Origin of the sequence: Methylobacterium fujisawaense, from assembly GCF_039619325.1 — a bacterium.
Classification (GTDB): domain Bacteria; phylum Pseudomonadota; class Alphaproteobacteria; order Rhizobiales; family Beijerinckiaceae; genus Methylobacterium; species Methylobacterium fujisawaense.
This window is the reverse complement of sequence record NZ_CP155000.1, coordinates 5,293,946-5,311,872: the sequence shown is the minus strand read 5'-3', so window position 1 is coordinate 5,311,872 and position 17,927 is coordinate 5,293,946. Positions and strand designations below refer to the sequence as shown.

Sequence of the window (17,927 nt, the reverse complement as noted above, 5' to 3'; positions counted from 1 at the left end):
GCTTGACGAAAACCACGACGCTCATCGCGACGAACGTCGACCGGCTCGCTTCGACAGGCGGCCTCTCGAACATCCAAGACTCTCCGGTCGGGGCGAGCGGATTCGGCTCGTTCTCTTGGCCCTTGCCGGAACAAGTCTCGTCCATGCTCCAGGCTTGGCAAAGCGCGGAACGTGCGTCGCCGATGGAGCTCGGTCGTCAGCTCTACGACCTGCTCCTTGCAGGCCGACCTGGAAGGACAATGCCGACCGCGCTCGAACGCGCGCGAGCCGCAAGTCGTGTTCTTCTGGCGTTCAGTACGGCTTCCCCGGAAATGCACTTGCTTCCGTTCGAGATTTTGCACGACGGGGATCGGTACCTCGCCGGAGGCGAGAGGATCCCATTTCGCTGGATCAACGACGGTTCGACCCAGGATGCCAGATCGCACGGCTTCCGGCATTTCCTGGTCGCGGTCGCGAACCCGACCGATCACCCCGATTTCGACCACGATCGGGTAGTCGGCGAACTGCGGAAGGCGATCGACGCGATACCTCAGGCGACCTGCAACATGGTTCCGCATGCCACACGCGGCTCGCTGAGGCGCGCTCTCGGCGAGCGGGATGCCTATGACGCAGTGGTGATCGTCGCCCACGGCGGCAGCGCCACCGCCGAAAGGGACGGTTTCATGGTGCTCGAGGACGAGAGCGGCGCCGCAAGCAGATGGGTCGGCGAGGACGTGGCGCACGAACTCGGTGTTCATCGTGGATGTCTGGTAGTCCTATGCTCGTGCAAATCGGGCGCCGTGACCGCGAAGAACTCGCTCGGGGGCGTCGCACAGCGTCTCATGATCGGTGGACACGTCGGCTCCGTCGTGGCGATGCAGCGTCCCGTCACGGTTTCCTCGGGGCTCGCCTTCCTCGGGCGGTTTCTAGGAGTCGTCGCGGACGGTACCATTGACGTTTTCGATGCCTATGGCGAGGCTGCCGCAGCCTTGGCGGCGCATGCGGATTGGGAACGCGGGACTGCGGCCCTCTACACGCGCTTGCGCGGTCGGTTCGGCGACGGGGGCGGAGTCTTCGCTAACATCGCTCGGCCGAGCGAAGAGGAGATCATCAGGACGTCGACGTTGCTGAGCGCCGATCAAGAGACCTCCCGGTTCGCCTTCTCGTTGCCGCGGTTCAAGCTCGGCTCGCCCGAGGGCCAACCGGGTGCGCCGCCGCCGGAAGCCGATGACGAAGCCTACCGGTATCGCGGGCCGACCATCGCCGCCAACGACGTGCAGGCGGTCGAGCCGCTGATTCAACTCGTCGGAAGATTTCTGCCGAAATCCGAAGATCTTGCGCGCCGCGCCCGGATCATACCCGGCCACGTGGTCGACGCATCCTTCGAGGCGAAGGAGTTCACTCACTACGTGCTCGTCGGAAGCCGATCGCACGATTTCTCGCGGTCGAAGCTTCCCCAGTACAGCCGCGACTTCGCTTTCGAATTTACCGAGTGCGGGCCATGGCGCCTGATCGACCGGCGGGAGGGAATCTTCTACGACGTCGCCAACCCGGCACTGGCCGCCGCGCCCACCCCGAATGCGAGCGACTACGCTCTCGTCGAGAAGATCGTGGACCCCCAAAACGACCGGGTCCTGCTCGTCATTGCAGGCATGTGGAGTTCGAGCACGCTCGCAGCTGGGCGGTATCTCTTCGACAAGCGGGATGAAATCGTGCGCCGGTTCGGAGCAGGCGGCTTCCAGTTCGTGCTGGAGACGCGACAGGGCACCAGCGAAGTTACGAGGGTGGTCGTGAGCCGCGAACCACTGCTCGTCAGTGGATGACCAGCCTCTCGAGGGTCGACGACGCGGGATCGACGGGTGGATCGAAGCGCAGCACCGCCGCGAAGGCGCGGTCTCCGACCTGATCGGCCAGCCACCGCCACCGACGTTGCAGATACAACCCGCAACCCTCGGTGGCTCTTCCACCCAGACCGGCCACCATGAATACCGACCTGGAACGGCCGCCGGCCGACCGGCAGCCCGCGACCACGCCGTAATCGATTCTGGCGGAGTATTCGTCGCGGCTCAGCTTCGACGGATCGTCCAATGCGTATCGAGCGCCGTCGGCGAGCCGGATCGCCCATTGGGAGCCGAAGTCGAAATCGAAGATGAACTGCAGTCCCGTCGAGCCGAGAACTTCGTCGAGAGCGGAATTGCTTCGGCTGCCGAACACCACCGACGTCGCCGCGTCCGGCTCCGACGATGCAAGATCCGTGGCGAGATCGTCCGGCGAGATGAACCCGACAGCCGCACCGGCCTCCGAGGCTAGGCTATGGACATGCAGCGCCGAGCGCACGTCGCGTTCGGCGTACGCGTTGCTCGGATACCGGAACGGATCCCCATCCCGTGCGCCCACCACTCCCTGGCGGAACCGCGGGAGGCAGAGCCGAAGCGTCGGCTGAAGGCCGAGGCCGAGAAATTGCGCTATGCCCTGGTCGAACATGGCGGGATACTAACCGCTTTCGCGCGACGCCTCCAGTGGCGCGAGGCTCGTGGCGGACTGCGGCCGAATGCCGGCTAGGCGCACGCGCGTCGGAACGCGTCCGAACACGGCTTCGGGAGCGGACGCATCGTCGGGGGCGAACATCTGGATGCTCTTGCGCAACGACGTCCAGGCGAGTGCACGCTGCTTGGGGGCCCATGAGAACTCGCGCAGGATGGCCTCTTTGGAGATTTCTCCGTTGAGTTCGAGAAGATCCTTCACACGCAGCAGGGATGGGTTTCTGTCCGACATGACAGGTATGCCGCCTTCCGCGGCCCGGAATACGTCCAGCCACCGTCCGGTCCAGGCTTCCCACGAATAGACTTCGCGAGCGCGACGTGCGACCTCGCGAGCGACTTCCGCCTCCTCCGGCAGCCTGTCGAGAAGATCGCAAAGGCGGTTCGTGAGTTCGCTGCGGAAGTAGAACCATCGGACCTCGACGTGGCGACGTACCGAGGGGGCCAGACCCGAGAGAATCGGCTCCATCATCTCGAGTAGGAAGCTCTCCACGTTCATCAGCGGAACGCATCCGCCGCAGATCGCCTCGAGCGTGGAGATGGACCAATGAGTCGAGCGGTGCGGCGCGAGAACCAGATCGCTCGTACGGAGCGCCTCCCGATAGCGGCTACGTGGGAGCGTTTCGACGGTCAGCCAAGCCGCACGCGTCATCGTACCAGGCAGACGCACCCTGGTCGGGTTGGTCAGGTGTACATGGAAATCCTGTCGCCTTTCCCAGAGCCGCGGGAGGACGTCCGAGACGAGAGCGCGCACGCCCGTGTACTTCAGCAGGCGATGGTTGACCAGGATGCGCGCGGGAGTGTCGGAAGTGCGTCCTCCTCGCGGGACGAGCCCTCGCACGTCCACTGCCGGTGGAAGGATTCTCATTCTCTGGTCCAGCAATTCAACGAAGTCGTCGTTGAACCAGGTACGAGCCTTCGCCAGGATCTGCTTCCGCCCGTATTCGGAATTGCAACCGACCAGCGACATCGATCCCAACCCCGCCAGAGTCGCGAGCAGCGCCGGACGATGGAGGTCGTGCTTCGGCGTGGATGGCCGTCTTACGTCGAACCAATGGATGTATCCGACGGCGGGGACGTTGTGGAACGTCTGCCGGTTCATGAACTGCAGGAAGGCAGGCGCCGTCTCGGGTTGGTTGAGAAACAGCACGTCGACGTCGTACCGCCGGAAATCGAAGCGCTTGTAGAGTTCCGCCGGATCGAACTGAAAATCGCCGCCGTGCATGCGTGGCAGCAAAGGTACCGGAATGCAGGTGATGCGATCGTCCCCCAGCGCTTCCGTCCAGCTGGCCGCAGCGCGCTCGGGGATCAGCACATAGAAATGCAGGTCGCGATCGGCACGCACGAGCGCCCCGAGGAGTTCCGCGGTGAATGCAAGGCCGCTGTCACCTTCGGCGTTTTCTCCAGCCGAGTAGTTGACCTGCGTCAGAACCCGAAGCGCCATTCCTCGATCCGCCGGACCTGCTTAGCCTCAGGTCGTCGAGGGCGTGGCAGCGGACGTGGATCTCGCCGATGCGGAGCCAATCGTCAAGGCTCCGCCGACAGCAGGTCCATCCTTATGCGCGCCGCCGGATCGCCCAGCACGGCGTAGTTTCTGACGTCGTCCCGGATTATCCACAGTTTTGCCAGCCTACTTCTCGTGGCAGGATCGCCGGCCGAGTTCCTCATGATCTCGGCAATGGGTATCGTCAACGCGGACCACTGCGCGTTGAACTGATCGATGGCGTTTCCGATCCGCTTGCCTTGCATGAGCCTGGTCAGCACGTCCCGTATCGGGTGGCTTTGAGGACGACCTAGGGGCGTGCGAAAGGAATACGACCACGCGCGGTCCACGTGCGCTATCACGGACAACGCTCCGCGGCTCAGCATGGCCTGCGGCAGCCTGGCCATCTCGGGCTTGTCCGCGATCTGACGACCGCGACCGTCGGGTCCATCGCGGAAGGTGTCGACGGCCTCCCAGCCGGCGCCGTAGCACGCAAACAGAAAGTGCATCATGCCGTTCAGCCGAAGGCTCGCCGGCAGATCCCCGGCGGAGAGCCAATCGTCCTCCGTGACGGCGCCATATCCTTCCCAATCGTCGCAGACGAGAGCTCCCTGGCAGTCCCTCTGACGCGGATCGTCCTTGCCGAACGTCATTCCGTGCGTGCCCGAGAAGAGAAGGGACGGAGGTCCCTCGGCGCCTCCGAGAGCGGCCAGCAGACTCGATTTTCTGGCGTCGCGCTCCAAGAGGGAGGTCAAGGCAAACCCTTGCCTCTTGCCCAGCGGCCCGGCCGATCCGGAGCCGTCGCGAAACGGCTTCGCCACGTCGCGCGTGAACATCGCAGTGGCCCGGTCGAACTCATGCGCGGTAGAAAAGAGAACGGACCGCCTGCTCTTTTGAAAGATCAGTTCTCCCTTCTCGTATTGAGCGAGAGCTTCTGCGTAGCGTCGATAATTCTCCATATTGTCGAAATGCAATCTTCCGACAGCCCAGAAGACATCCAGCAGGTACTGGAACGACATCGGAACGTCTTCGGGCGAAGCGACGATCAGAAGATAGTACGGCACTCCGCGACTCGGATCGACGGCCGCGAGTCCCGGACCTTCGCCTTGCCTCGCCAGCCACGCCGTGGCCTCCTCCCCGGGACGGATGCCCGCATCCTTCTCGAAGACGCGGAAAAGATCGCCAGCCTGACTTCTGCGCAGGTCGAGGAGTGGATGAAGAGCCTCCTTGTAGGGTTCGGCATCCACCTCCGCGGGGAAGACTATGCCCCACCCGGCCTGATCGAGCTCTTCGGGATTTTCGACGGACGAGTCGGTTCCGAACGTGTCGACCCCGCAATCCGAGGCCGCGTGCCTGCCGGCGACCGTCTCGTCCTCGAACCGCGCCATCGATCCGCCGGCGATATCGACGATCCGCGCGCCGGAGCCGTTCTCGGGCGGCGGTAGAGGACGTCCGGTCTCCGCTTCCACGCCGTTGGCATGAAGCTCGTCCTGGTCGGTGCCGTCCGCGTCGAAACCGGGCATGTCCTTCGTTTCACTTCCCGGCCAGAGCCGCCGCCCAGATCAGATGGGCGACTTCCGGCCCATCTATGTCGTTGTGAGCCCCCGAGGCACCGTCGCCGTTGCGGATGTATCGGCTGGCCTCGACGTTGTAGATCCGGCCCTGTTCCAGACCGTACGACTCGTTTGCCGGCTTCATCGCGAGCGCGATCGCCTCGGGGTCGAGGCCTTGGGCACCGAACGCACCCAAGGCGCCGTAGCGAGGCGGTTCCCCGGCCGCGAATTCGATCTGATTGGCGACGCCCGCGGCGAGCGGATAGTACCGGCCCACCGCCGTGTCGTAGATGCTGCGGGTCGTCACGATCGGGCCCTTTACGAGCCGGTCGTCGAGCAACCCCCGGAAATATCCTTGACGTCCGACGGCGTCCGGAATCTCTCCGCAATAGGACCAGTGCGAGAGGGCTCCCTGGATCAGAGCGAGCGAGGCGACGCTCTTCGCGCTGGAATCGGCCGTGCCGCGTCCACAGAGCATGCCGGAAACCACGATGCAGCCGAAGCTGTGACCCATCAGGTGTACCCGCGCCGTGGTGCCGGCGCTCGACGACTGAAGCTCGCGTAGAAGCGCGTGCATCCCGCCCTCGCCGACGATCTGGGCCCTCGATTTCATCTTCCAGAACGACAGCTGCCGCAACGGAGCGAGAATCCCGCCGAGACTTCGGGAACCGAATCCGAAACTCTCCTCCTCGAGCGAAGCCTCGAAGTAGACCTGAGGGTCGAACGGTTCGCGATCGCCTCCGGGGGGAGCGGCGACGCCGGACGAGCCCATTTCCGTGAGCAGGCCGTCGATGTCGCGGTAGGCCGAATCGGCATCCGGCGGCAACCGGTCGGCGGCCGGATCGAGCGCCGCTGCGCGGAATACGGTCGCGATCCGTTCCCTCAGTCCCGGACGGTCGCCGAACCTGTCGACGTAGAGTGCGATCGGATCCGCCGAGCCGTCGAACGCTCCGGCGCCTGAACCGAGTTCCTCGTCCCCCCACGGTTGACTCGGCCAGTGGACACCGATGCGGAACGGCTTGAACTTGGGTCTGCGTTCTTCGGCCTCGCTCCGATCCGGACTGCGGTCCATGGCGGCAATCCACCGATCGTATTGATCAAGCGACGCGGGGATGTCGCCCTTCCAGCCGTGACATAGGATGAAGATGTCGGTGGGCCGCTCGGACGCGATATCGTTGAGCACCTTCCGGGAAAACGATCCGTCGGCGGCATCGGGATCGTCCGTCCTCTCGCGCCCTTCTGCATCGAATGCGAGGAGAGCGTAGCGCGTTCCCGCGCCCGCGATCGTCCGGTAGGGCATGGCGTCCCCTCCCCTCCACCCGTCAAGCTTGGCGGTTGCACCGCGACGACACCCGGTCCTGCGACCCCGCGAGGTCCGCGCGCACGTGCGATGCAGGATCGCGGAGCCCGACACAAACGACGGGTTCATGCGGGGGTTCCCCGGTCCGCAGACGAGCGGCCCGACGACGTGGTCTTTCACCCGCCGGAGGGCGGATCCGCGGCGAGAGCCGGTGCTGGCACGCCGACACGATCCCCCGCACGGCGCGCTCGGCCGCCGGACGCCGGCGCAGGGGTCGTACCGTCGCCGGCCGCCATCGTGCCGGCTTCGGCATCGGGCCGTCGCGTGGGCGGAATCGGCTTCCATTCGGATCAACGGGCGTCGGTCGGGTCGAACGGCTTGGACTTACGATCTCGCATCGCTCCGATGGACCGGCCCGGGTACGCATCGCCCGGCCTGCCGAGTTCGCGAACTTCCGGCCCCCCGACAATCCGATCCCCATTTCCCGTCGGCGGGCGCCCCTCAACCCAGAGTCGCGCTCGGAGCGGTGCCGCTTCCCATGATCGAAGGAACGGCCGTCCTCTCCGGTTGCGGCGGCGGATTCCCGGAACGGGGCCGATGATCTCCGCCGCAGCCTTCCGCGTCCTAACCCTTCGAAGGAACGCTCAAATCCATTGCCAGGCGATCGATCGGGCAGCGCGGGGCGGAACGGGAAGGAGTCGGGAAGGAGCGGAGGAAGCCGATCCGCACCGACGCTTCGGCGTTCCCGCTGTGCGGCGACGGTTTCGGGCCACGGGTCTTCTGACCTCCGTTTTCCGGTAGTTCGTCCGCACCCGCCAAGGCGACGAGCATGGCAAGATCCACATCGGCGGAGTACTCACGCACATGCTTCTCGAACCTGCCCGCTGCGAGTCTCGGGTCTCCGCCCTGCCCGATCATCGTGCCGACAGTCTTCGCAACCACTTTGCAGCAGAGCTCTCGGATCCCGGACGGCTGTCCTCTCTGATGATGGCGACGCAACGATCTTTCCGACCTTTCCAGGCCGCCTTCGATGAGAGCCACCGCGCCTTCCATGCCTAGCACGACGAAGTAGGTTTAGGAGCGGCACAGCGCTGTTTGGCCGATTGGTCTCGGATTTGCCGGTCGCTCTTTGGCCGCTCTCGGGTTCCGCCGCCGACGTGCCTCCCCGCGGAAGGTGCACTGGTTTAAAACGGCGCGCGGGCCGAGAAGCTGCCGGTGCAGCCGGACCGCATCCCGGCGGATGTGCCGAGACGCCGACGCTCGCCGCGCACGCGCTCGGCGAGCATGAACAGTCCTCCAGCCGAAAGGCTGGGTTGTGCGCTGGACTCGAAGCCCTTCGGGTCGGACGCGCGCACGGACGCCGCCAAGCTGACGACGCTGGCGGGGGTCTACGCAGCGCAGGACAACGCACACGGGCAACCGGGGATCTGACTGTGGTTGCATGCTCCTTATGTCGGCATGGAACCTGGCCCGCGACGTCGCGTCGAGCTCGGGTAGTCGGTGTTCGGTGGAATTCGGCCGGTGCGGAACGCCGCAAGCCACCGGTTCGCCGCCAAGGCACTCCGCAGCAGTGTCGTCGATGCGGAAGCTGATCCGCCCCCTTGGCCAACGGGTCGGATCGTGACGGATCCGTCCATGGTTGGAACGGCCGTACACAGGAGGCTTTGACGTTTTCGGAGAACCAGGTGATCTGAAGAAGGGTCCCGTCCGGAGACCCGCATGTCGACCATTCATGTCAACCGCCTCGAAGCGCCCACCGGGGTGGCCCGCAGGGTGCTGCGCGAAGCTGCCTTGCGTATTCTCGCCCTGCACGGATGCGACGGCCCACAGACGCCGATGAAGAAACGGGCCGTCCGTTTTCAAGGCTTCTCGATTCAATACTACGTTGCGGAACCAGACTCGATATCGCGGCGTGGAGGGATCCGATGGAACACACCATTCGGGGCCAAAGCGGACGAGTGTCAACACGTCATGGATATCGAGGTCGGCGAGCACTTGCTCGGAATCGGTTGGAGAGGCGATGGACCCATCGTGCACGATCGGTTCGTGCGCGGACCGTGGGAGTTGGAGCTCCTACGCGCGGCAGACATGGCGGACGACATCCCGTGCATGAACCGGGTCGCCCCGGCCGCCCCGGAACGATCGAGTCGAAGAGTCTGGCCGCTCGAGGCAATCGTACGGACCGGCCAGGGCCGCTTGCGCCGTCCGGTTGCATTCGACGTAATCGGATACAAGACCTGCTGGCCTGCGACCGCACCAGCAGGCACGAGTTTTTCCGAACTGGTCGACCTGGTGAAACACTATTACGATGCATCCCGCAGCGCAGATGGGGCGGTCACAAGCGCGACCGGGTTCTCCAGCTTCTCGATACGCGCCCGGTTGGGCGAACGGACTTTCAGACGGAGCGTTCCGATCGGAAGACCGGACCTTCGCTACTGGATAGCTCCTCACGGCGGCGCGAGGGCGGCGGCATCCCTGCTTGTATTGCTCGGTCAAGTCGACCCTATCGCTGGGCCGACCGTAGGCCGCTGCGTATGAGATCCCGCTCGATCGCGTCGCCAAAGGGCCGTTGGCGAGTTCGACAGTTCCGAGGCTGCCTCGATTCGTCGAAGCACATCGACTGGTGTCCTGCTCCTGACGTTTCCGACGGAGGTGTGTCGTCGGGTTCGACGTCGAACGCTCGAAGACGGAAGCGCTCGACGCCGGTCGGAATGGCATCGGCCGACTTCACCCACCGGTACGGCTTCGGATCGGTCTTCGTGGTCGTGATGAAGGCAAGAATGTCCCGCTCCGGCTCCTCGAACGGGCGGTCGACCACGCCCCGGATGGCCCGGGCCGTCGGCAAGCCAGACAAGGCAACGGATGATCGATGACGCTGTCCCTACAATGGAAGGACGCGGTGATCCTGCTGGTCCCGGGCGGCGATACCTACCGCCGACGAGTTCCTGCAGTGGACTGGCCACCCGGCCGGTGTTGCGTGTCATTCGGCCTGCCGCAGCCGCTGATAGTCTACTCGGACGCGACGCCGTGGAAGTTCGATGTCGTCGTCGAGCGGCTGGGGCGATCGGCACCGCGCCGCGGGTCACGCCGGAGCGCTCGGCGCCATGCGTCCGCGTGCCAGGGGCGTCGGTCCGCGGAGGCAGCCGGCCGAGCGACCCCATGACCATCCTGACGATGCGATCCTGCCGCGGCGCCGCCGCCGCGTCGGTCGTCCAGGCGAACCGTCCATACGCCCGACGGCCGGCGCGGTCCCGCTCCCAAGACTAGGCGGCGCGCTGTGCGGTGTAGGGCGGATAGTCGGTGTAACCGCGCCAATCGCCGCCGCAGAAGGTCGAGCGGTCGTAGGGGCTGAGCGGCAGATCTTCGCGCAAGCGGCGCACGAGGTCAGGGTTGGAGATGAACCGCCGTCCGAACGCGACGAGGTCAGCCTCGCCGGCGGCGACGACGGCCTCGGCGCTCGCCTTGTCGAAGCCGCCGGCGGCGACGATCGGTCCTTTGAAGATGCGGCGCAGCTCCTGCGTTGCGACCGGGGGCGCGCCCGCGTCGACCGTGTCGTTGCCGCGGATGCGCGGCTCGACGACGTGCAGATAGGCGAGGCCGAACGCATTCAGCGCCTCGGCGACATGGCCGAAGGTGGCGCTCGGGTCGCTATCCGACATCGCGCCGTATTCGCCGGAGGGGGAGATCCGGACGCCGACGCGGTCGCCGCCCCAGACGGCGGCAGCCGCTTCCGTGATCTCCAGAAGGAATCGGGCACGGTTGGCGATCGGACCGCCATAGGCGTCGGTGCGCTTGTTCGAGCCGTCCTGCAGGAATTGATCGGGCAGGTAGCCGTTGGCGCCGTGGATTTCGACGCCGTCGAAGCCGGCGGCGAGCGCGTAGGCCGCGCCCTGGCGGAAATCGGCGACCACGCCCGCGATCTCGTCCAGTTCCAGCGCGCGCGGAACCGGGTGTGGCTTCGGCCCCGTGGCGGTCACCGCCGTCCCGCCCGCAGGAAGCGCCGAGGGCGCGACCGGCAGCACGCCGCCGGGCTGCAGATCGGGATGCGACTGCCGGCCGACATGCCAAAGCTGGAGGAAGATGCGCCCGCCGCGCGCATGCACCGCCTCGGTGATCGGCCGCCAACCAGCGACCTGCGTCTTAGTGAAGATGCCGGGCGTATGCGCGTAGCCGAAGCCGGTCGGGGAGACGGGCGTGGCCTCGCTGATCAGGAGGCCGCCGGGCGTGGCGCGCTGGGCATAATAGCTCGCCATCAGGGCGGTCGGCACCTCACCTGGCCCCGCGCGCATCCGGGTGAGCGGGGCCATCACGACGCGATGGTCGAGGACGTAAGGTCCGACGCAAGCAGGCGCGAACAGTGGCGACATGACAGGCTCCAACGGTAAAGCGTTGCAGCCCATCTCGGCGGAAAAGGACTGGCCCGGAAGGCGGCCTACTGGCATTCCACCTATTCCCGGAGGATGAGAGATGGACCGGCTGGAGGCGATCAGGTTGTTCGTGCGCGTGGCGGAGAGCGGCAGCTTCTCCGCGGTCGCGCGCGAGGCGAACATCGGCCAGCCGGCGGTGTCGAAGCAGGTGGCCGCTCTGGAACAGCACCTCGGCGCGCAGCTGATGCACCGCACCTCGCGAAGCCTGACGCTGACGGAAGCGGGGCAGGCCTTCTACGAGGCCGGGGTGAAGCTCCTGTCGGATCTCGAGGCGGCCGAGTCACTTGTCGGCGCCGGGCAGAGCCGGCCGTCGGGGCTTTTGCGCGTCAGCCTGTCGGCGGGGTTCGGACGGATGCAGATCGTGCCGCTCATCCCCGCCTTCCATGCGCGCTATCCCGACGTACAGGTGGAGACGTTGGTCTCCGATCGCTTCGTCGACCTGGTCGAGGACGGCGTCGACCTCGCGATCCGCATCGGCGAGCTCGCCGACTCCGCGCTGGTCGCCCGGAAGATTGCGGTCACCCAGCGCGTCACTGTCGCGTCGCCCGCCTATCTCGATGCGCATGGTTCGCCGGCGGGCCCGCACGACCTCGATCGCCACGCCTGCATCGGATTCGTGTTCCAGCGTCAGGTACGCCCCTGGAGCTTCCGCGTTGGCGAGGACCGGGTCGAACACTGGCCGAAGGGGATCCTGCGCACCAACGACGCCGAGCATGTCCGTATGGCCGCTCTCATGGCACTGGGGCTGGCGCAGGCGCCGCGCTGGCTGTTCTCGTCGGACCTCGCGAAGGGTCGGCTCGTCGAGGTGCTCGCCGCCTGGCCCGGCGAGCGGACACCTATCCACGCTCTCCACCCCGACGGGCGCCGCCCGCCCGGCAAGCTGCGCGCCTTCGTGGATTTTCTCGTCGCCGCCTTCGAGCGCGATCCCGAACTCACGCCGCGTTGAAGTCATTCATGCCGAGCTGGAATGGACTCTAGTCCGACGCACGGCGTTATCGCCGTCAGACGAGGGGCTTAGCTAGCGGTCGTGCCGGGCGATGGACGCCCAGCCCCGAGACACCGCCGGAAGGACTCGTCATGACCACGTTCCCCGTCCACACCGCCGAGAGCGCCCCCGACGCCTCGAAGGCGACGCTCGAGGGCGTCAAGAAGGCGTTCGGCTTCGTGCCCAACCTGCAGGCCAACATGGCGACCAGCCCCGAGCTGCTCGCCGGCTACTCCGCGCTGTGGGACCTGTTCTCCAAGACCACGCTGACGCCCACCGAGCAGCAGGTCGTCTACCTGACCTCGAACTACGAGAACGAGTGCCACTACTGCATGGCCGGCCACACCAAGCTGGCGCAGATGGGCAAGATCGCCGACCCGATCGTGCAGGCGATCCGCAACGGGACCGAGATCCCCGACGCGAAATTGGAAGCGCTGCACGTGTTCACGGGCCTGGTGGTGCGCGAGCGCGGCTTCGTCGGCGACGCCGCTGTCGAAGCGTTCCTGGCGGCCGGCTACACGCAGCAGAACGTGCTGGAGGTGGTGCTGGGCGCGGGCACGAAGCTGCTCTCGAACTACACCAACCACATCGTCCACACTCAGCTCGACCCCTTCATGAAGGGCGCCGAGTGGACCAAGCCCGGCTCCAGCCGCGTCGCGGCCTGACCCGTCCCCTGCCAGCCGGCCTCCCGCCCTCGCCGGTTCGACCCCGGCGCCGACCCCGGCTCCCCCTTTCGGGGTCGGCACATTCTTCCCGGAGAACACCCATGTCGCTTCAAGCCCGTCTCGATGCGTTCAAGGCCGACTTCCGCTCCGGTAGGCCGCCGTTCAACGCCCCCGCCTTCGTCCATCCGATCATGGAGCGCGCCTCTGCCGAGCTGATCGCATCGGGCGCGGCCGGACGTGCGCTCACGGTCGGCGACAAGGCCCCTGCGTTCACTCTCGACGACCCCGACGGCGCGCCGGTCTCCTCGACCGAACTCCTGGCCAAAGGCCCGCTGGTGCTGAGCTTCTACCGCGGCGTCTGGTGTCCCTACTGCAACCTCGAGCTCCAGGCGCTCGAAGCGGCGCGGCCCGCCTTCGAGGCCGAGGGCGCGACGCTCGTCGCCGTCTCGCCGCAGAAGCCGGCGAACAGCCGCCGCTCGCAACGCGAGAACAAGCTCGGCTTCCCGATCCTGTCGGATCCCGGCAATCAGGTCGCCCAGGCGTTCGGTCTGAAGTTCGCGCTGCCTGATTACCTCGTCGTTCTCTACAAACAGCTCGGCAACAACCTGCCGCTCGTCAACGGCGACGAGAGCTGGACGCTGCCGATGCCGGGCCGCTTCGCCATCGGGCAGGACGGCCGCGTCGCCTACGCCGAGGTCAATCCCGACTACACGCAGCGTCCGGAGCCCGAAGCGCTGATCCCGGCGCTGCGCGCGGCGCGGCTTCAAGCTGCTTGAAGGGAGCCGGGCCGATGCCGCGCACCATTCTCATCACCGGCGCCACCAAGGGCATCGGCCTCGCGCTTTCCCACCGCCTCGCGGCGACGGGGGAAGCGGTGGTCGGTCTCGCCCGCAATGCCGCGCCCGACTTTCCAGGCAGGGTGGTGGAGGTCGACCTCGCCGATGCCGCAGCGACCCAGGCGGCGCTCGACCGCGTGCTCGCCGACCATGCAATCGATGCGGTGGTCAACAATGTCGGCCTGGTAAGACCGGCGCCGATCGGCGCGGTAGACCTGAGCGACCTCGCCGCTGTGCTCGATCTCAACCTGCGCACCACCGTGCAGACCGCGCAGGCGGCGCTGCCGGGCATGAGGGAGCGGGGCTGGGGGCGGGTCGTCAACATCGCTAGCCTGACCGTGCTCGGCGTGCCCGAGCGTACCGCCTACGCCGCGGCCAAGGCGGGGCTCGTGAGCTTCACCCGCGGGTGGGCGCTGGAACTGGCCGCGACCGGCATCACCGTCAATGCGGTCGCCCCCGGTCCCACCGAGACCGAGCTGTTCCGCGCCGGCAATCCGCCGGGCAGCGGAGGCGAGGCGCGCTACCTCGCCGCGGTGCCGATGCGCCGCTTCGCCAAGCCGGACGAGATCGCGGCCGCCATAGCCTTCCTGCTCTCTGAGGACGCGGCCTTCATCACCGGCCAGACCCTGTTCGTCGACGGCGGCGCCTCGATCGGCAAGGCCGCGATCTGAGCATTGCCCTATGGGAGGACGACAATCATGCAAAGGCTCTCCGGACGACGCGTGGTGGTGACCGACTGCGACGAGCTGATCGGACCAGAGATCGCCGTCGTCTTCCGGGAGGCCGGTGCCGAGGTGCTGGTCGACCGGCGCGATCTCACCGCGCCGCAGGCTGCCGCCGAGCTGATCGCGCAGGCCGGCCACGTCGACGTGCTCGTGGCCAACCTCGCCGCCCCGGCGCTGGGGCGGCTCGCGATCGAGAGCGACGACGCAGAACTGGACCTGATGCTCGATCGCATGGTGCGCCCCCTGCACCGACTCGTGCGCGCGGTTCTACCGCAGATGATCGCGCGGCACTCCGGCAAGATCGTCGTGGTGGGCGCGGGGGCGGCCCTGCGCGGGGTGCCGCGCCGGGCGGTCTATTCTGCCGCGCGCGCGGCCCAGCACGGCTACGTTCGGAGCGTGGCGATGGAAGCCGCCCCCCACAATGTGCAGGTGAACGCCACCGCGCAGACCTTCGTGGAGAACCCGACCTACTTCCCGCCCGCCTACCAGACGACGAGCGAGTTCCAGGAGCGGATGCGGGGCGTGCCGGCAGGCCGGCTCGCCACGGCGCGCGAGGCCGCGACCTTCCTGCTGACGCTCGCCGGCCCGGAGAGCGATTTCCTCGTCGGGCAGGTCTTCCCGTTCACCGGCGGCTGGGTCCACTGACGCAGCCGCTGCTCGCGCCTCTCCTCAAGACGGAACACGGGCCATGATCGACCTCTACGCCTTCGCCACGCCCAATAGCGTCAAGGTTCCCATCCTGCTCGAAGAACTCGGGGTGGACTACGTCTACCATCCCGTCAACATCCGCCAGGGCGAGCAGAAGGCTTCCTGGTTCCAGACGCTCAACCCGAACGGCAAGGTGCCGGTGATCGTCGACAGCGAGGGGCCGGGGGGCGAGCCGCTCACCATCACCGAGTCCGCCGCGATCTTGGTCTACCTAGCCGAGAAGTCCGGTCGGTTTCTGGCGCGCGAGGGCGATGCGCGGGTGCGCGCGTTCGAATGGCTGTTCTTCCACGCCGCCGGACTAGGGCCCGCCTTCGGCCAGTCGGGCTACTTCCAGAAGCTCGCCCCCGAGCCGATCCCCGCCGCCATCGAGCGCTTCCACGGCGAGGCCAGACGGACGCTCAACGTGCTCGACGGTCGCCTGGCCGAAGCCGAGTACCTCGCCGGTACGTACTCGATCGCCGACATCGCCAAATTCGGCTGGGTCTGGCGGCGGGAGTTCGCGAACGTGGATCTAGCCGAAACGCCCCACGTGGAGCGCTGGTATGCTGCGGTCGAAGCTCGCCCTGCAGTGCAGCGCGCTATCGGCAGGCTCTGATCGAGGGTGGAGATCCGAGCGCATCGGACGAGCATGTCGGAATCGTGCCGAAATACCGATTATCCGGCACCCGAGATGGCGACACGGCTCGTTGACGGAAGCAAGGCCGTTTCGAGCGGCGATCGTCGTTTTTCGGAGGCGATGTCAGCCAGAGTGATGCCGCGACTGCGGCGATCGAGTCGGCCGGCCAGAAGCGGTCCTGGCGGACCAGACGCTGGCATAGACCAAACTCTTCGGGCGCATCGCCGGCTCCGAGATCCCCGCGGAGGCCTGCGTACGCGACGGGCAACAATCCCCCGGGGCCGGCATGAAGGCAGGAACTCGACCACTTCACGGGTTGCTAACCCTATCGCGGGCTTAATGGCGCGCCCCACGTGCGGGATCGCGTCGGGCCACCGCCCCGATCCCTAGCCGTCGTGTCCGATGAAGTTCCTCGACAACCTGAGGCTCCTCGCGAAGCTCGCGATACCCTCCCTCGTGCTCGTCGCCGTCTCGGCGGGCATGATCCTCCTTGCCCGGGGCAGCCTGACCCGCCTCGACGCCAATACGCAGGAGATCGTCGACCGCAGTGCCCAGCGCGCGATCCTGTCCCTTCAACTCGCGGTGGCCATCGACGAGGCCACCATCCGTGAGAAGAATCTCATCATCGAGGGTGACGGTCCGAACCGGCAGGTGCTGCGCGGTCAGCACGCCGAGGACGAGCGCGCGGCTCGTGAAGCCGTCGACCACCTGGTGCAGCTGTCGGACACGCCCGAGCGGCGCATCGTCAACGAGAAGCTTAAGGAGCTGGCGGACCGCTTCCTCGCGACCTCGAAGGCCGCGGTCGACATGGTGCTGAGGAACGAAGTGACGGCGGCGACCGCCTTGTCGAACGGCGACGGCAGGGCGGCTCGGCGCGAGGCCGTGGAGGCGACCCGGAAGCGCGTGGACGCGAACGTCGACGCCCTAAAGGAGGAGAAGCGGCAGGCCGCCGAGGTCGCCGCCGCGGCTACGCAAACCCTCACCCTCGTCGCCGTACTTGGCCTGACGGCCGCCTTCGGACTGCTCGGCGCTATCGCCGTGTTCGGGATCACGCGCCCGCTGAACGGCCTAGTCGGCGTCCTGGAGCGGATGGCTCGGGGCGAGACCGACGCCGTCATCCCGGAAGCCGCGCGCGGCGACGAGATCGGCGCGGTCGGCCGTGCGGTCCGGGGCATCAAGGCCATGGTCGCGCAAAAGGCGGCGGAGGAGGCCGAGGTGCAACGAATCGCCGACGAGGCGGCCGCCGCGGAACGGCGGCGTACCATGGTGGAGCTGGCCGACGGCTTCGAACGCGCGGTCGGTGGCATCGTCGGCACGGTCTCGTCCGCCGCCACGGAGCTGCAGGCAACCGCCCGGACCATGTCCTCCGCCGCCGCCGAGACCGCGTCCCAGTCGACGGCCGTCGCCGCCGCGGCCGAGGAGGCGGCCTCGAACGTCACGACGGTCGCTGCGGCCTCCGAGGAACTCGGCTCGTCGGTGCAGGAGATCGGGCGCCAGGTCGCCGGCTCCGCGGACCTCGCCCAAAGGGCCGTGACCGAAGCCGATCGGACGGGCATGTCGGTGCAGGAGCTCAGTGCCGCCGTGTCGCGCATCGGCGACGTGGTCGGGTTGATCCAGAACATCGCGGGCCAGACCAATCTGCTGGCGTTGAACGCCACCATCGAGGCGGCCCGCGCAGGCGAGTCCGGCCGTGGCTTCGCGGTCGTGGCCGCCGAGGTGAAGGAGCTCGCCAATCAGACCGCGCGTGCGACCGAGGAGATCTCCGGGCAGATCGCCGGCATCCAGGCCTCGACAGCGCATGCGGTCTCGGCCATCGGCTCCATCACGGAGCGCATCCGGCAGATCAACGGCGTTGCCACCGCCATCGCGGCAGCCGTCGAGGAGCAGGGCGCGGCGACGCAGGAGATCGTCCGCAACGTCGGCCAGGCTGCGGCGGGCACCGCCGAGGTGACGGGCAACATCGCCGGCGTCGCCGGGACGGCCGAGGAGACGGGCGCGGCGGCGGCCCAGGTGTTGGCCTCCGCCTCCGAGCTGTCGCGCCAGTCCGAGACCCTCTCGGGCGAGGTCGCCCGCTTCCTCGCGACCGTGCGGACGGCCTGACATCGCCGGA

General features: G+C 67.2%; 13 protein-coding genes. 8 read left to right on the top strand and 5 right to left on the bottom strand.

Going from position 1 to position 17,927, the window contains the following annotated elements; genetic code table 11:
* The first annotated feature begins 2 nt into the window (after positions 1–2).
* The gene (locus ABC766_RS25170; protein WP_081948841.1) at positions 3–1,802 is read left to right on the top strand and encodes a CHAT domain-containing protein; all 1,800 of its coding nucleotides are present in this window, start codon (positions 3–5) and stop codon (positions 1,800–1,802) included.
* Here ABC766_RS25170 and ABC766_RS25165 read toward each other — a convergent pair.
* The 5 genes from ABC766_RS25165 to ABC766_RS25145 form a co-directional block, all read right to left on the bottom strand.
* Positions 1,792–2,463, bottom strand: coding sequence for a hypothetical protein (locus ABC766_RS25165; RefSeq protein WP_043388021.1), 672 nt, complete (start codon positions 2,461–2,463; stop codon positions 1,792–1,794). The genes ABC766_RS25170 and ABC766_RS25165 overlap by 11 nt on opposite strands.
* A gap of 9 nt (positions 2,464–2,472) precedes the next feature.
* Complete coding sequence (locus tag ABC766_RS25160) at positions 2,473–3,963, bottom strand: glycosyltransferase (protein WP_043388022.1); 1,491 nt, start codon at positions 3,961–3,963, stop codon at positions 2,473–2,475.
* A gap of 83 nt (positions 3,964–4,046) precedes the next feature.
* The gene (locus ABC766_RS25155) at positions 4,047–5,525 is read right to left on the bottom strand and encodes a hypothetical protein (protein WP_345819741.1); all 1,479 of its coding nucleotides are present in this window, start codon (positions 5,523–5,525) and stop codon (positions 4,047–4,049) included.
* A 10-nt stretch (positions 5,526–5,535) separates the two neighbouring features.
* On the bottom strand, positions 5,536–6,855 hold the full coding sequence (locus ABC766_RS25150) for a hypothetical protein (RefSeq protein ID WP_043388023.1): 1,320 nt from the start codon (positions 6,853–6,855) through the stop codon (positions 5,536–5,538).
* A gap of 3,263 nt (positions 6,856–10,118) precedes the next feature.
* Positions 10,119–11,222 carry an alkene reductase gene (locus ABC766_RS25145; protein WP_278307294.1) on the bottom strand — a complete coding sequence of 368 codons (1,104 nt, stop codon included), beginning with the start codon at positions 11,220–11,222 and terminating at the stop codon, positions 10,119–10,121.
* A 100-nt stretch (positions 11,223–11,322) separates the two neighbouring features.
* Between ABC766_RS25145 and ABC766_RS25140 the strand changes: the two genes are divergently transcribed.
* The 7 genes from ABC766_RS25140 (at position 11,323) to ABC766_RS25110 (ending at position 17,917) form a co-directional block, all read left to right on the top strand.
* Positions 11,323–12,228 carry a LysR family transcriptional regulator gene (locus ABC766_RS25140; protein ID WP_278305553.1) on the top strand — a complete coding sequence of 302 codons (906 nt, stop codon included), beginning with the start codon at positions 11,323–11,325 and terminating at the stop codon, positions 12,226–12,228.
* A gap of 131 nt (positions 12,229–12,359) precedes the next feature.
* Positions 12,360–12,932 carry a carboxymuconolactone decarboxylase family protein gene (locus ABC766_RS25135; protein ID WP_278305554.1) on the top strand — a complete coding sequence of 191 codons (573 nt, stop codon included), beginning with the start codon at positions 12,360–12,362 and terminating at the stop codon, positions 12,930–12,932.
* A gap of 101 nt (positions 12,933–13,033) precedes the next feature.
* Entirely contained in the window at positions 13,034–13,708 is a 675-nt protein-coding gene (locus ABC766_RS25130) for a peroxiredoxin-like family protein (protein WP_278305555.1), read from the top strand.
* Between the two features lie 14 nt (positions 13,709–13,722).
* Positions 13,723–14,439: an SDR family oxidoreductase gene (locus ABC766_RS25125; protein ID WP_278305556.1), complete on the top strand. Its 717-nt coding sequence runs from the start codon at positions 13,723–13,725 to the stop codon at positions 14,437–14,439.
* Between the two features lie 27 nt (positions 14,440–14,466).
* Positions 14,467–15,138 carry an SDR family NAD(P)-dependent oxidoreductase gene (locus ABC766_RS25120; protein ID WP_278305557.1) on the top strand — a complete coding sequence of 224 codons (672 nt, stop codon included), beginning with the start codon at positions 14,467–14,469 and terminating at the stop codon, positions 15,136–15,138.
* 43 nt (positions 15,139–15,181) lie between these two features.
* Complete coding sequence (locus ABC766_RS25115) at positions 15,182–15,796, top strand: glutathione S-transferase family protein (protein ID WP_278305558.1); 615 nt, start codon at positions 15,182–15,184, stop codon at positions 15,794–15,796.
* A gap of 423 nt (positions 15,797–16,219) precedes the next feature.
* Entirely contained in the window at positions 16,220–17,917 is a 1,698-nt protein-coding gene (locus tag ABC766_RS25110) for a methyl-accepting chemotaxis protein (RefSeq protein WP_278305559.1), read from the top strand.
* The last annotated feature ends 10 nt before the right edge of the window (positions 17,918–17,927 follow it).

Bases quoted from the DNA above. Each gene is read 5' to 3' on its own strand.
- ABC766_RS25145 (WP_278307294.1), bottom strand. From the start codon at position 11,222: ATGTCGCCACTGTTCGCGCCTGCTTGCGTCGGACCTTACGTCCTCGAC.
- ABC766_RS25140 (WP_278305553.1), top strand. From the start codon at position 11,323: ATGGACCGGCTGGAGGCGATCAGGTTGTTCGTGCGCGTGGCGGAGAGC.
- ABC766_RS25135 (WP_278305554.1), top strand. From the start codon at position 12,360: ATGACCACGTTCCCCGTCCACACCGCCGAGAGCGCCCCCGACGCCTCG.
- ABC766_RS25120 (WP_278305557.1), top strand. From the start codon at position 14,467: ATGCAAAGGCTCTCCGGACGACGCGTGGTGGTGACCGACTGCGACGAG.
- ABC766_RS25110 (WP_278305559.1), top strand. From the start codon at position 16,220: ATGAAGTTCCTCGACAACCTGAGGCTCCTCGCGAAGCTCGCGATACCC.
- ABC766_RS25150 (WP_043388023.1), bottom strand. From the start codon at position 6,855: ATGCCCTACCGGACGATCGCGGGCGCGGGAACGCGCTACGCTCTCCTC.
- ABC766_RS25130 (WP_278305555.1), top strand. From the start codon at position 13,034: ATGTCGCTTCAAGCCCGTCTCGATGCGTTCAAGGCCGACTTCCGCTCC.
- ABC766_RS25115 (WP_278305558.1), top strand. From the start codon at position 15,182: ATGATCGACCTCTACGCCTTCGCCACGCCCAATAGCGTCAAGGTTCCC.
- ABC766_RS25165 (WP_043388021.1), bottom strand. From the start codon at position 2,463: ATGTTCGACCAGGGCATAGCGCAATTTCTCGGCCTCGGCCTTCAGCCG.
- ABC766_RS25160 (WP_043388022.1), bottom strand. From the start codon at position 3,963: ATGGCGCTTCGGGTTCTGACGCAGGTCAACTACTCGGCTGGAGAAAAC.
- ABC766_RS25155 (WP_345819741.1), bottom strand. From the start codon at position 5,525: ATGCCCGGTTTCGACGCGGACGGCACCGACCAGGACGAGCTTCATGCC.
- ABC766_RS25125 (WP_278305556.1), top strand. From the start codon at position 13,723: ATGCCGCGCACCATTCTCATCACCGGCGCCACCAAGGGCATCGGCCTC.